The following is a 12,159-nucleotide window of genomic DNA, read 5'->3' as shown; positions in this document are numbered from 1 at the left end:
GGGGCGAGCCGGGCGCGTCGAAACAAAATGGCCGACAGCCTGTTTCGCGTCCGAAGCCCCGGGTAGGTCCGGAGTGTCCCTGCAATCGATATACGGAGGTATATCCCATGACAGAGCACGAGAAGAGTGGACCCCGGGAAGGCGCCGAAGGCGTGGTCGAGGGCGTCAAGGGCGCGGCCAAGGAAGCCGCGGGCAAGGTCTTCGGCAATGAGGGGCTGCGCGAGGAGGGGCGGGCTCAGCAGGACAAGGCCGAGTCCCAGCGCGACGCCGCCAAGCGGGAGGCCCAGGCCGAGAAGGATCGCGCCCGGGCCGAGGCCGATGAGCAGCGGCAGCGCGCCCAGCAGCGCCGCTGATCCGGTTCGAACGTAAACACAAGGAAATCCCCTGGCCCGCAGTGCAACAGCCGGGGGATTTCCCCTGTCCGTCCTCGCCTCCGGTACGGCATCGAATGCCTCGTTAGACAGGCATTTCCTGGGGTATTCGCCCGTCAGGAGAAGGTGATGAGAAATGAGAACTTTCACGAATGACCGTCGGGTGTGGCGCGGACGTCGCCGCACGGGTGCGGGCAGCCTGCTGGTGCTGGTCGCGGTGATCTGGCTGATCATCGGAGCCGTGGCGGCCGGGCAACGGCATTATTACGACAGCGCGCCGAGCAACTGCGCGAGCGCCGGAACCATCGCGGTGACGATTGTGGCGGGTCCGCTGAATTACCTCGGCCTGAACCCGAAGATCGCCGACTGCCATGTCGATGTGCCGCAACCGAGTCCATGAATGGCCGGAATGAAACCGCCACCGAACGGCTGGACCGCAATTGGAACAGCTTGATGCAGGAATTGCGCGTCGTACAGACCGGCGTGCAATTGCTGACCGGCTTCCTGCTGACACTGCCGTTCCAGACCCGGTTCACCATGCTGTCCGGCGTGATGCGAGTGGTCTACCTCGCGGTGGTGGCCGCGTCGATCGGCGCGACGATATGCCTGATCGCGCCGGTCGCCGCACATCGAATGCTGTTCCGCCGGCACCGGCTCGAGAATGTCGTGACCGCCGCGCATCGTTACGCGATCGTGGGCCTGGGACTGCTCGGTGTCGCGCTGACCGGTGTGGCGGTGCTCATTTTCGATACGGTCGGCGGCGCCTGGCCGGGCATCATTGCCGGAATTGTCAGCGGCATCCTGTTCGTGGCCATCTGGGTATTGCATCCGTGGCACGAGCATCGGGGTAAGAGCGCTTGAATCTGCAATCCGCAATCGCATGTGTCCGGCCCAATGGGGTACTGCGTAATGGCAACCCCGAAATGGTCAGGAGGTGATGATCATGATCTGGCAGATGATGACGGACATGTTCCGCATGATGTGGGGCTTGATGTTCCCGGTTCCGTCGCCCATGTAGGGGCGTCGGCGGACGGTTACTCCCGAGACCACGTGGTAATCGATCAGGGTGGAACCGACTCGGGTCGAGCAACCGCATGTGTTGCGGGAGTACGCGTTCGTCGCTGACGGCGAACGGGGCGCGCTGATCGGTCCGCGTGGTGACATCGCCTGGCTGTGCGCACCGAGTTGGGACAGCGCGCCCGTCTTCGACACGTTGATCGGGGGCACGAGTGTCTATTCGGTGACCCCCGACGAGCGCTTCGTCTGGGGCGGCTACTACGACGCCGGCAGTCTGATCTGGAACTCCCGCTGGGTCACCGGCTCCACGGTGATCGAATGCCGTGACGCGCTGGCCTTTCCGGGAGACGAGCATCGGGTCGTCGTGCTGCGCCGACTGCGGGCGCTGCACGACGAAGCCAGGGTCCTGGTGGAACTGAACCCGGCCCACGACTACGGAAGGGCGCCGCTGCGCGACGTCCGGCGCGCCGACGAGGCGTGGGAGGCACGGTGTGGGCGACTGCGATTGCGGTGGAGCGGTGCGGCCGACGCGGTGTTCGACGAGGATCCGCGTTGTCCCGGCTGGCGTCTGCTGCTGCGGGTGCCGCCCGGCGAATATCGGGACCTGGTGCTCGAACTGTCGGCCATCGGATTGCCGGATTCCCCGCCGGATCCCGAATCAATCTGGGCGGCAACGGAATCGCACTGGAAAAGAGAGATGCCAGTGCTGTGGTCGAGTGCCGCGCCGCGAGACGCCTCGCACGCCTACGCGGTGCTGCGCGGCATGACCGGATCCGGCGGCGGCATGGTCGCCGCGGCCACCACCGGCTTGCCCGAGCGGGACGAGCAGGGAGCCAACTACGACTACCGCTACGTCTGGATCCGCGACCAGTGCCTGGCCGGGCAGGCGGCCGCTACGGCCGGTGCGCTACCCCTGCTCGACGCGGCGGTCGGCTTCACCGCCGAACGTCTGCTCGCCGACGGTCCGGCACTGATGCCCGCCTACACCGTGCGAGGTGAGGCGGTGCCGCGCGAACGGGACGTCGACCTGCCCGGCTACCCGGGCGGCACCGCGGTCCTCGGCAATCGCGTGCGAGACCAGTTCCAGCTCGATATCTTCGGTGAAGCGCTGCTGGTGTTCGCTGCCGCCGCTCGCCACGATCATCTGCCGGCCGAGTACCGGCCTGCGATCGGCGTGGCGGTGGAAGCCATCGCCGCACACCGTGATCGGCGCGACGCCGGAATCTGGGAGATCGACGACGAGCACTGGGCGCATTCGGGGTTGATCTGCGCGGCCGGACTGCGGGCGGTCGCCGCGTCGCCGGATACCGGAGTCGACCGCGATGTCTGCACCGGAGTGGCGGATGCGCTGGTGTCGAGGGTGACCAAGACGTGTGTTCACCCCACGGGACGCTGGCAACGGTCACCGCAGCATCCGGAAGTGGATGCCGCACTGCTCCTGCCGATCATCCGGGGCGCCATGCCACGGGGTGATCCACGAGATCGGGCCACGGTGTCCGCGATCGCGCGCGAATTGTCCAGCGACTTCTACGTCTACCGGTATCGCGACGGCGAGACCCCGCTCGGCAGCGACGAGGGCGCCTTCCTGCTGTGCGGATTCGCCATGGCGATCGCGACGGCCGATCTGTCGTTGCCCGTGGTCGCGGCCCGCCATTTCGAGCGCAACCGCGCCGCCTGCGGCACGCCGGGACTGTTCGCCGAGGAGTTCGATGTCGCGCAGCGTCAGCTGCGGGGCAATCTGCCGCAGGCCTTCGTGCACGCGCTGCTGCTCGAAGCTGCCAATCATCCCGCTCTGCAACGGGAATGGGCGTACCTCGAACAGAGCGACGGTTCGCCATGACACGAGGCCATGGCGAACCGATGCCGGCGGAGATCAGGATCGGCCGAGAGCGCGGGCGAGCTGTGCTTTGGACATTCCCGAGCGGCCCTTGATGTTCCGCTGCTTGGCCTCGTTGTACAGCTGGTCCTTGGTCAGGCCCTTGGGTCCGCGCCGGCCGGAACGTTCGCCGCCACGCTGTTGCGGTGACTTGCCCTGCAGAGACGTGCGGCTGGCGGTCTTGGTCTCGCCCGCGCGGGCACGATTCTTGTTGACCGTGCGCGCACCGATCTCGCGGGCCCGAGCCGGGCTCTCGCCGCGCTCCTCGGCGGAGTCGCGGACGTGCTCGTACTGACGTTCCTCTTTCTTCGTCCATTCCTTGGGCATGGCACTGCTCCGATGCTGTGTCTCCGCTCTCTGAGCGGGTACGCCGAAGGCATAGCACTCGGCGAGGAGGGTTGGGGACATGGTCGCAGTACCCGCGACGGACGGGTCGAACCTGTCGATCGGGATCGATCCGGAACACGGTCGGGCGAGGTGACGGGATGTCCGAACGCCAGGATTCGACGGTCTCCGATGACCCGGGCTCGGCCGGGGAGTCCGGTGCGTCGGGTGGACGCGGTTCGATGCGGGACGCCATCCGGCCCGGTCTGCTGATCGGGGCCGTGGGGGTGGTGTTCGGTGACATCGGGACCAGTCCGATCTACACGCTGCGCACGGTGTTCGACCCCTCGGACCCGCATCCGGTCCCGGTGGAACCCGCGAATGTGTACGGCATCGTGTCGCTGGTCTTCTGGTCGGTGCTGATCATCGTGACCGTCACCTACGTGCTGCTGGCCATGCGGGCCGACAACGACGGCGAGGGCGGGATCATGGCGCTGATCACGCTGGTGCGGCGCTTCGCGGCGCGTGGCCGCCGGCTCGCCGCGACACTGGCGGCCCTCGGAATCTTCGGTGCGGCACTGTTCTTCGGCGACAGCATGATCACCCCCGCTATCTCGGTGTTGTCCGCGGTGGAGGGGATCGAGGTGGTGGAACCGTCTCTGGCCAAGGCGATCGTGCCGGCTACGGCGCTGATCATCGTGCTGCTGTTCGTCTTTCAGCATCGCGGCACCGAATCGGTGGGCCGGTTGTTCGGGCCGGTGATGGTGGTGTGGTTCCTGGCGATCGGCGCTTGCGGGATCGGCGGCATCCGGCAATACCCCGCGATCCTGAAGGCGCTGTGGCCGGGCTACGCGCTCGGCTTCCTCGCCGGGCACTTCGCCATCGCGTTCTTCGCGCTGGCCGCCATCGTGCTGGCCGTCACGGGAGCCGAGGCGCTGTACGCGGATCTGGGGCACTTCGGTCGCCGATCCATCACCACCGCTTGGCTTTTGCTGGTGCTGCCCGCCTGCGTGCTCAGCTACTTCGGGCAGGCCGCCCTGATCCTGGGGACGCGCGGTCACGTGGCGAGCCCGTTCTTTCTGCTGGTCCCGCATTGGGGTCGGCTGCCCATGGTCGCCCTCGCCACCGCGGCGACGGTCATCGCGTCGCAGGCGGTGATCACCGGCGCGTATTCGGTGGCCTCCCAAGCCGCGCGGATCGGCTACCTGCCGCGACTGCGTATCGCGCACACGTCGGAGTCGACGCCCGGGCAGATCTACGTGCCGTGGGTCAACTGGTTGTTGCTGGTCGCGGTACTGACCCTGGTTCTCGCCTTCCGCAGTTCGACCGCTCTGGCCTTCGCGTTCGGTATGGCGGTCACGTGCACGATCACCATCACGACGCTGCTGCTCGGCTACCTCGCCCACGCGATGTGGCGACTGCCGCTGTGGCTCGTCATCGTGGTCTGGGCGCCGCTGCTCGCGGTGGACCTGCTGTTCGTCGCCGCCAACCTCACCAAACTCCTGCACGGCGCCTGGCTGTCACTGCTGATCGGCCTGGCCGCGTTCGTGGTCATGACGACTTGGCAACGCGGTCGCACGGTGGTGGGCGACGAGCGCGACCGCCTCGAGGGCTCCCTGCGCGAGTTCGTCGACGAGCTGTGGCACGACCCCGAACGATTGACCATCGTCGACGGCACCGCCGTCTTCCTCAACCGAGGCAAGCAGAGTGTCCCCCTGGCCTTGCGTGCCAATGTCGAGCACAACAGCGTCCGCCACCGCCACACCGTCATCGCCTCGGTGGAAACCGAACCTGTTCCCCGCATCTCACCCGACGACCGGGTCCGTATCGACCACCTCGACTACCGCGACGACGGCATCTTCCACGTCACCGTCCGGGTCGGCTACATGGAGCCCCCCGACGTCCCCGCCGCCCTGGCCGGACTCGACACCGACGAGACCGAGGGCGAACTGGACCTACCCAACGCCTCCTACTTCCTCTCCGAAGTGGAACTCCGCCCCGCCGACCACCCCACCATGTCCCGCTGGCGCACCAGGCTCTTCATCGCCACCAGCCACCTCTCCGCCGACGTGGCCGACTACTTCCGCCTGCCCCGCCACCGCACGGTCACCCTCGGCGAACGCATCGAGGTCTGACGAGCACGCGGCGCGGACAGGTCACGGGTGTATTTCTGGGCTGGGGTGGGTACCCCATGCTCACGGTTGAAAACCAGCAGCCCAGCCTGTGCCCTGGGGCACGGGTGACTCATGATGCGACGCCCCCCGGACAGAGGCGCGTCACATGAAACGGACGAGGATCTGATCCTGATGCCGACTTCATTCATCGTCGCTGGTGAACCGGCGATTGCCGAGCGATGCGGGTTGGACACGCTGCTGGGGATCACCCAGAGCACGCCGTCGCTGTCGACCACGGTGGTGACCGCCACCGGTGAGATCGACTACAACAATGTCGGAGCCTTCCGCGAACATCTCGGTTACGCCATCGCCACCAGCACGCGGCTCGTGGTGGTCGACCTGTCGCGGCTGACCTTCCTGAGCATCTCCGGGCTGCAAGCGATTCTGGATGCCGACGACCAAGCCCGCAGCCGGCAGCGAGTGCTGCGAGTGGTCACCGGAACACGCTGTGTGGACCGGCTGTTGGAGGTCTGCGGTCAGGACGCCGAGCTGGAAACCGCCCAGACGATCGCCGCCGCCTGTACCCCGATGCCCTGGGCCGCGTAAGGACCGCGGGGCCCGACGCCGCATCGCGTCCTACCCTTCGGGGCACACTTCCGTTGCGGCGTCACGGGTTCCGTCGAGGGTCGCCCGCCGTTGTTCGCCGGTGAGGACCGGCCAATCCGGGCTCGACGGATAGTCGGCGATCGCGGTCTCGACGGCCTGATCGACGGCGACTTGGCCGGAGTCGCGCCGGATCTCGGCGACGGGTGTGTGAAACCGCCGAGCCCGGGTACGCGGCCGATACGCAGACATCCGGATTTCCGGCCATCGAGCGCAGGAGGGTCGCCCCATGGACAGTGAGAGGAACGACAAACAGCGGCAATTGGATTCGTATCGGGTCGCGCGGGATCGGGGCTACCTGACCACGCAGCAGGGCGTCCGGGTGGACGACACCGACGACACGGTGAAGGTGGGCGATCGCGGCCCGGCCCTGCTGGCGGACTTCCACGCCCGCGAGAAGATCACGCACTTCGATCACGAGCGGATTCCCGAACGCGTCGTGCACGCCCGCGGCGCCGGGGCCTACGGGCGCTTCCGGCCCCACACCGGGTGGCTGGGGCGGTTCACGACGGCACGGTTCCTCACCGATCCGACCGTGGAGACACCGGTGTTCGTGCGTTTCTCGACGGTCGCGGGATCGCGCGGATCCGCCGACACCGTGCGCGATGTGCGCGGCTTCGCGACCAAGTTCTACACCGCGGAGGGCAACTACGACCTGGTCGGCAATAACTTTCCGGTGTTCTTCATCCAGGACGGCATCAAGTTCCCCGACTTCGTGCACGCGGTGAAACCCGAACCCCACAACGAGATCCCGCAGGCCGCCTCCGCCCACGACACCCTCTGGGATTTCGTGGCGCTGCAACCGGAGACCCTGCACGCGATCCTGTGGCTGATGTCGGATCGCGCCCTGCCGCGCAGTTATCGGATGATGCAGGGCTTCGGCGTGCACACCTTCCGGCTCGTCGACGCCGACGGGCAGTCGACGTTCGTGAAATTCCACTGGAAGCCGAAACTCGGTGTGCACTCGCTGCTGTGGGACGAATGCCAGCAGATCGCGGGGCGCGACCCGGACTTCAATCGCCGTGATCTGTGGGATTGCATCGCCGCCGGGCAGTACCCGGAGTGGGAGCTCGGCGTGCAGCTGATCCCGGAGCATCGCGAGTTCGATTTCGACTTCGACCTGTTGGACGCGACGAAACTGATTCCGGAGGAATATGTTCCGGTGCGACCGGTCGGGACCATGGTGCTCGATCGCAATCCCGACAACTTCTTCGCCGAGACCGAACAGGTCGCCTTCCACACCGCGAATCTGGTGCCCGGCATCGATTTCACCGACGATCCGCTGCTGCAACTGCGCAATTTCTCCTACCTGGACACGCAGCTGATCCGCCTGGGCGGGCCGAACTTCGCGCAGCTGCCGATCAATCGGCCGGTGGCGGATGTGGCCAACCATCAGCAGGACGGCTACGGACAGCACGCCATCCCGCAGGGCGAGGCGGCCTACACGGAGAACACGATCGGAGGCGGCTGCCCGGCCCTGGCCGGGGACGGCGCTTTCCGGCACCATTCCGAGTCGCTGTACGGCGCGACGGCCAGGGGGCGCGGAGCGAAGTTCCGTGAGTACTACGCGCAGCCACGCATGTTCTGGCGCAGCATGTCCGAGCCGGAAGCCGATCACATCGTGGCCGCCTTCGCCTTCGAACTCGGCAAGCTGACCCGGCCGGAGATCCGTGAACGCGTCCTCGAGCACCTCGTGCGCATCGACGCCGATCTGACGGTCCGGGTGGCTGCCGAACTCGGCATGCCGGTGCCCGGTGTGTCGCGCAACGGGGAGGTGGTGGTGTCCCCGGCGCTGTCACAGTCGAGTCTGCCGGGGGAGGGCATCGCCACCCGCAAGATCGCGGTGTTGATCGCGGACGGTGTCGACGCCGACGGGCTGGAGCGCGTGAGCACCGCGCTGCGGGGGCGTGGCGCCGTGCTGGAAACCCTGGCGGCCCATGGTGGAGAGGTTCGGGCCGAAGGCGGCGGGACGGTGCCGGTGGATCGTTCGCTGGCGACTGTCTCATCGGTGCTCTACGACGGTGTCCTGGTCACGGGCGGTCCGGCCGCGGTCGATTCGCTCGGCGGCGACGGTCCCGCCGTGCACTTCGTGCTGGAGGCCTACAAGCACGCGAAACCGATCGGCGGATTCGGGGCGGGCGCGGCGCTGCTGCGGACCATCGGACTGAGCCCGATTCCCCCCGAGGACGGACTCGGCAATGTCGGCGGCGTCGTGGTCACCACGGCATCCGGGCCGGACATCCCAGCGCGGTTCGCCGACGCGTTCGCGGAAGTGCTGGCGCGGCACCGGGTTTGGCAGCGGGTCACGCACGCGGTCCCCGCGTGACCCGCCGATCACGAGACTGCCACGGTTCGATCGAGCCCCGACACCGCCCAAGGATCGGATCGTGGCACGGGCCGCGCGGCATGACGCCGCGCGGCGCTGTGGTCAGCGCTCCTCCGGTGCCGGATCCGCTGGGCCCGGATTCCTTGCGGCAGATGATCGTCACTTCTTCGGCACGAGGATGCCGGTCAGGTCCGCTTCCCGAATCGGGGTTTCCGGATTGCGCTGCGCCTCGCACATCAGGGTGATGGCCGCGATGGACGCGTCGACGGTTTCCGGCGCGGCTGTCGGGGTCACCTTCGTGTCCTGCTCGAGGTACTTGCGGACGGTGATCCGCTGCTTCGCCTGATCCTGCTGGGTGAATTCGCTGCACGGCGTGGCGCCGCCCTTGTTGACGGCCTCCTTGGCCTGATCGCATGCCCCCGCGAGGGGAATGAGCAGCGCCGTGGCCAGGACGGTCACGGTGCGAACGGTGTGTCCGGTCATGGGGAACACTTCCTCGTCTTTCGGTCACCCCTCGTGCCGATTGCCCGGTCCCGGGCGCTCGAAACAACCGCCCCGGCCATCGAAACGAGCTGTCCGGCAGTTCGTTTCGATCGAGGAATCACGGGTAGGCGCGTCTCCGGCCGTACCGAATCCCCGGCCCGCGACAGGGTGGGCCGGGGATTTCGGGTCCGGTGACGCGCTTCGGCGATCGTGCGATTACCAATAGTGCGCGCGGCCGCCGATCGGCCGTCCGGCGGCTCCGAGCAGCCAGAAGACTGCGCCGATGAGCAGCAGGACGATGCCGATTGTCGTGAGGATGCCGATCCCGAAGACCAGCCCCAGGATCAGTAGAACAAGGCCCAGGATGATCATGACTATTCCTTCGTGAAAGCGGATCTTGCCCTCACGCAGTTCCCGGCGCAGCGGACCTCAAACGGGGGCATTATCGGCCGGTCTCGAGCGCCCGAGGGGCGTAGGCGCTGATCGCGGTGGCGATTCCGGCCCCGCCGATCGCGATCGTCCAGCCCACCGGGCCGAGCGGGCGGCAGCCGAAGTAGGTGCAGACCCCGGGCGTCATGACCACGGTGAACAGCACCGCGCCACTGGTGGCGGTGGTGAACCAGACCAGCGGGCTGTGCTTCGCCGCGAGCAGGGTCTGGCCCAGCTGGGTGCCGATCAACGCGACCAGGCCGATGGTGCTCGCGCGCCGCTCGGTCCCGGTGTAGCGGCCCACCAGCCACGCGGCCGTCGCACCGGCGGCCGTGGTGGCTCCACGGGACGCGATGGCGTGCAGCAGTTCCGCGCCCAGGTCGGCCGGTGGCCGGGCCGCCAGTCGGGCGCCGAGTTCGTCCGCACGGCCCAGGGTTTCGGTGCCCTCCTCGGTCACCGGCTCGGGGGCCAACGCCACCGCCATGGCCGGGAACATGTCGGTGAGCAGGTTGACGAGCAGGAATTGCCGGGTGCCCAGGGGCGCACGGCCGGACACCGCGGTGCCCAGCACGGTGAAGGCGACCTCGCCCGAGCTCGTGGACCAGGGTGTCGGCGCGCTGGCGTTCGGACGCGGAAAGCTCGGCACTGGAGGGTTTTTCGCCATCGTGGCGCACTTTGGCGCAGCGGTCGAGCACCACTTCGGGGGCGCCCTTGACGACCAGGCGCAGCCGTCGCGGATTGTGCCCGAGCGTGGCGGCGAAGCCTCGATTCGACTCGAAAGGCAGCTCCTCCACCGTTTCCCAGTCCGCGTCATCGGGCAGTTCGGCGGCGGCGTCGAGGATCGCCCGGTCGGTCGAGTGGACGATCGGGCCGTCCGGATCCGGGCAGGCGTGCGCGGCCTCGCGCAGCAGTCGGCGGGCCACGGGATCATCGTCGCCAGGCCGCCATTCGGCATCGAGCGATGCGAGGGTGGTCAGGCGCAGCTTGCCCTCGGTGAGGGTGCCGGTCTTGTCGAAACACATCGTGTCGACCCGGCCCAGGGCTTCCACGGTCCGGCTGGCGCGCACCAGGATTCCGCTGCGGGACAACCGGCGGGCGGCCGCGGACTGGGCGACCGTGGCCACCAGCGGCAAGCCCTCGGGGACCGCGGCGGTCGCGACCGCCACACCCTCGGCGAGCGCGGCGCGCAGCGGCCGGCCGCGCAGCCAGCCGAGTACGGTGACCGCCGAGCCGCCCGCCAGGGTCGCGGGCAGCGCCTGATCGGTGAGGCGGCGCAACTGGGCCTGGACCCCGGTCCGGCGCGGCGGCACCACGGCCGCCGAGGCCCGTTCGGTTTCGGTGTCCGCGCCCACCGCCACCACGACGGCCGCGGCGACGCCGTTGACGACCGTACTGCCCTGGAACAGCATGCAATACCGGTCGCCGAGCGCGGCCCCGGGCGTGGCGGTCACCCGCTTCTCCACGGTGACCGATTCGCCGGTGAGCGCGGACTCGTCGATCTCCAGGTCGTCGCAGTACAGCAGGCGGGCGTCGGCGGGCACCACGTCGCCGGTGCGCACCAGCACGACATCGCCGACCCGCAGTTCGTCCGCGGGGATACGGTGCCCAGCAAGGCTTTCCATGTCGTCCGTGCTTCGCTCCAAAGCATCGTGCCGATCGATCCGGCAGACTCGGAGCTTCTCTCCGTGCAGTAGAACCCGGATCGCGGATTCGGCGCTCAGGCGTTGCATGGTCGACACCAGTGCGTTGACGGTCACCACCGAGGACACGAGCAGGGCATCGGTCGGTGCGCCCAGAATCGCCGACGCGGCCGTCCCTACGGCCAGGATCGGCGTCAGCGGGTCGGCCACCTCCGAGCGCAGATGCCCGGCGAAGCGGGTGAAGGGCACGGCGGCGGCGGATGCGCGGGCCAGCACGGGGGCGAACGGATGCGGCCGGGATGTCTCGTCGGGCTCCGGTTCGGGCAGCCGGGTGAGCACCTCGAGCACGAGACGATGCGGTCCGAGCAGAACCTCGCCATCCACGACGATCGCGGTGATCCGGTCCAGTCGCCGCCACACTCCCGGATCGACGGTCACCACACCGGCCAGCGTGAGCCGGATGGCGAGGGCGGCGGCGAACGATTCGCGGCTGGTGCGTGCGGCCTTCGGTGCGGCGAGGCCGAGTGCGGGCGCGGTGTCGGTGGCGCCGCGGCCGAACAGCGCGGTGGCGGCGGCCAGCGCCGAACCGGTCGCGACCTCGTCCGCGCACCGCTCGACCGGTCCCGCCGGCAATTCGGTCGGCCGGGGCCCGACCCCGAGTGGTTCGCTCGGTGCGGTGGTCCGGCGGGTGGGATCAGCCTCCAGCTCCCACTGCCGCCAGCGTGCGTGGCGTGCACTCGCCTCGGCGAGAACCAGCGCGCGCTGACCCGCGTCCACGAGCAGGGTGCCCACGCCCTCGCCCGCGGCCTGGCCGATGGCGTTCGCGGTCGTGACCACCAGATCGGTGCGCGCCTGCCCGATTCGATCCTCGAGCACGGTGCGCAGCCGCGGCTGCGCACCGTGCTCGGTGCGCAGC

At 68.5% G+C, this 12,159-nt stretch carries 13 protein-coding genes and 1 pseudogene; 7 read left to right on the top strand and 7 right to left on the bottom strand.

The window, feature by feature from the left end; all coding sequences use genetic code 11:
• The first annotated feature begins 107 nt into the window (after positions 1-107).
• From ACFV4K_RS30930 to ACFV4K_RS30920, 3 genes are all read left to right on the top strand, one after another.
• Entirely contained in the window at positions 108-353 is a 246-nt protein-coding gene (locus ACFV4K_RS30930) for a CsbD family protein (RefSeq protein ID WP_379279688.1), read from the top strand.
• 154 nt (positions 354-507) lie between these two features.
• On the top strand, positions 508-771 hold the full coding sequence (locus ACFV4K_RS30925; RefSeq protein ID WP_379279686.1) for a hypothetical protein: 264 nt from the start codon (positions 508-510) through the stop codon (positions 769-771).
• On the top strand, positions 768-1,232 hold the full coding sequence (locus ACFV4K_RS30920; RefSeq protein ID WP_379279685.1) for a DUF6328 family protein: 465 nt from the start codon (positions 768-770) through the stop codon (positions 1,230-1,232). Before ACFV4K_RS30925 ends, ACFV4K_RS30920 begins: the two co-directional genes overlap by 4 nt.
• Positions 1,233-1,298: 66 nt before the next feature.
• Here the strand turns inward: ACFV4K_RS30920 and ACFV4K_RS30915 are convergent, their stop codons facing one another.
• Positions 1,299-1,421: a hypothetical protein gene (locus tag ACFV4K_RS30915; protein ID WP_379279683.1), complete on the bottom strand. Its 123-nt coding sequence runs from the start codon at positions 1,419-1,421 to the stop codon at positions 1,299-1,301.
• Positions 1,422-1,437: 16 nt separating this feature from the next.
• Here ACFV4K_RS30915 and ACFV4K_RS30910 point away from each other — a divergent pair, with 16 nt between their 5' ends.
• On the top strand, positions 1,438-3,228 hold the full coding sequence (locus ACFV4K_RS30910; RefSeq protein WP_379279681.1) for a glycoside hydrolase family 15 protein: 1,791 nt from the start codon (positions 1,438-1,440) through the stop codon (positions 3,226-3,228).
• A gap of 33 nt (positions 3,229-3,261) precedes the next feature.
• Here the strand turns inward: ACFV4K_RS30910 and ACFV4K_RS30905 are convergent, their stop codons facing one another.
• Positions 3,262-3,591 carry a plasmid stabilization protein gene (locus ACFV4K_RS30905; protein ID WP_379279680.1) on the bottom strand — a complete coding sequence of 110 codons (330 nt, stop codon included), beginning with the start codon at positions 3,589-3,591 and terminating at the stop codon, positions 3,262-3,264.
• A gap of 239 nt (positions 3,592-3,830) precedes the next feature.
• Here ACFV4K_RS30905 and ACFV4K_RS30900 point away from each other — a divergent pair, with 239 nt between their 5' ends.
• Both ACFV4K_RS30900 and ACFV4K_RS30895 read left to right on the top strand, forming a co-directional pair.
• The gene (locus tag ACFV4K_RS30900; RefSeq protein WP_379279691.1) at positions 3,831-5,723 is read left to right on the top strand and encodes a potassium transporter Kup; all 1,893 of its coding nucleotides are present in this window, start codon (positions 3,831-3,833) and stop codon (positions 5,721-5,723) included.
• A 171-nt stretch (positions 5,724-5,894) separates the two neighbouring features.
• Complete coding sequence (locus tag ACFV4K_RS30895) at positions 5,895-6,308, top strand: STAS domain-containing protein (protein ID WP_379279678.1); 414 nt, start codon at positions 5,895-5,897, stop codon at positions 6,306-6,308.
• A gap of 30 nt (positions 6,309-6,338) precedes the next feature.
• Here ACFV4K_RS30895 and ACFV4K_RS30890 read toward each other — a convergent pair whose 3' ends face one another.
• Positions 6,339-6,557: a hypothetical protein gene (locus ACFV4K_RS30890; RefSeq protein WP_379279676.1), complete on the bottom strand. Its 219-nt coding sequence runs from the start codon at positions 6,555-6,557 to the stop codon at positions 6,339-6,341.
• A gap of 37 nt (positions 6,558-6,594) precedes the next feature.
• Between ACFV4K_RS30890 and ACFV4K_RS30885 the strand changes: the two genes are divergently transcribed.
• Positions 6,595-8,691, top strand: coding sequence for a catalase (locus ACFV4K_RS30885; RefSeq protein ID WP_379279674.1), 2,097 nt, complete (start codon positions 6,595-6,597; stop codon positions 8,689-8,691).
• A 159-nt stretch (positions 8,692-8,850) separates the two neighbouring features.
• Here the strand turns inward: ACFV4K_RS30885 and ACFV4K_RS30880 are convergent, their stop codons facing one another.
• The 4 genes and pseudogenes from ACFV4K_RS30880 to ACFV4K_RS30865 form a co-directional block, all read right to left on the bottom strand.
• The gene (locus ACFV4K_RS30880) at positions 8,851-9,174 is read right to left on the bottom strand and encodes a hypothetical protein (RefSeq protein ID WP_379279673.1); all 324 of its coding nucleotides are present in this window, start codon (positions 9,172-9,174) and stop codon (positions 8,851-8,853) included.
• 216 nt (positions 9,175-9,390) lie between these two features.
• Positions 9,391-9,546 (bottom strand): hypothetical protein, encoded by a 156-nt coding sequence (locus ACFV4K_RS30875; RefSeq protein ID WP_379279671.1) that lies wholly within the window; start codon positions 9,544-9,546, stop codon positions 9,391-9,393.
• 70 nt (positions 9,547-9,616) lie between these two features.
• Complete coding sequence (locus tag ACFV4K_RS30870; RefSeq protein ID WP_379279690.1) at positions 9,617-10,087, bottom strand: cation transporting ATPase C-terminal domain-containing protein; 471 nt, start codon at positions 10,085-10,087, stop codon at positions 9,617-9,619.
• A 250-nt stretch (positions 10,088-10,337) separates the two neighbouring features.
• Positions 10,338-11,225: pseudogene (locus tag ACFV4K_RS30865) on the bottom strand (HAD-IC family P-type ATPase); the annotation flags it as partial.
• Between the last annotated feature and the right edge of the window lie 934 nt (positions 11,226-12,159).

The organism is Nocardia sp. NPDC059764 (assembly GCF_042732555.1).
Taxonomy (GTDB): domain Bacteria; phylum Actinomycetota; class Actinomycetes; order Mycobacteriales; family Mycobacteriaceae; genus Nocardia.
This window is presented reverse-complemented; position numbering and strand designations above follow the sequence as displayed.

Bases quoted from the DNA above. Each gene is read 5' to 3' on its own strand.
- ACFV4K_RS30895 (WP_379279678.1), top strand. From the start codon at position 5,895: ATGCCGACTTCATTCATCGTCGCTGGTGAACCGGCGATTGCCGAGCGA.
- ACFV4K_RS30925 (WP_379279686.1), top strand. From the start codon at position 508: ATGAGAACTTTCACGAATGACCGTCGGGTGTGGCGCGGACGTCGCCGC.
- ACFV4K_RS30920 (WP_379279685.1), top strand. From the start codon at position 768: ATGAATGGCCGGAATGAAACCGCCACCGAACGGCTGGACCGCAATTGG.
- ACFV4K_RS30905 (WP_379279680.1), bottom strand. From the start codon at position 3,591: ATGCCCAAGGAATGGACGAAGAAAGAGGAACGTCAGTACGAGCACGTC.
- ACFV4K_RS30875 (WP_379279671.1), bottom strand. From the start codon at position 9,546: ATGATCATCCTGGGCCTTGTTCTACTGATCCTGGGGCTGGTCTTCGGG.
- ACFV4K_RS30930 (WP_379279688.1), top strand. From the start codon at position 108: ATGACAGAGCACGAGAAGAGTGGACCCCGGGAAGGCGCCGAAGGCGTG.
- ACFV4K_RS30870 (WP_379279690.1), bottom strand. From the start codon at position 10,087: ATGGCGGTGGCGTTGGCCCCCGAGCCGGTGACCGAGGAGGGCACCGAA.
- ACFV4K_RS30890 (WP_379279676.1), bottom strand. From the start codon at position 6,557: ATGTCTGCGTATCGGCCGCGTACCCGGGCTCGGCGGTTTCACACACCC.
- ACFV4K_RS30885 (WP_379279674.1), top strand. From the start codon at position 6,595: ATGGACAGTGAGAGGAACGACAAACAGCGGCAATTGGATTCGTATCGG.
- ACFV4K_RS30900 (WP_379279691.1), top strand. From the start codon at position 3,831: ATGCGGGACGCCATCCGGCCCGGTCTGCTGATCGGGGCCGTGGGGGTG.
- ACFV4K_RS30880 (WP_379279673.1), bottom strand. From the start codon at position 9,174: ATGACCGGACACACCGTTCGCACCGTGACCGTCCTGGCCACGGCGCTG.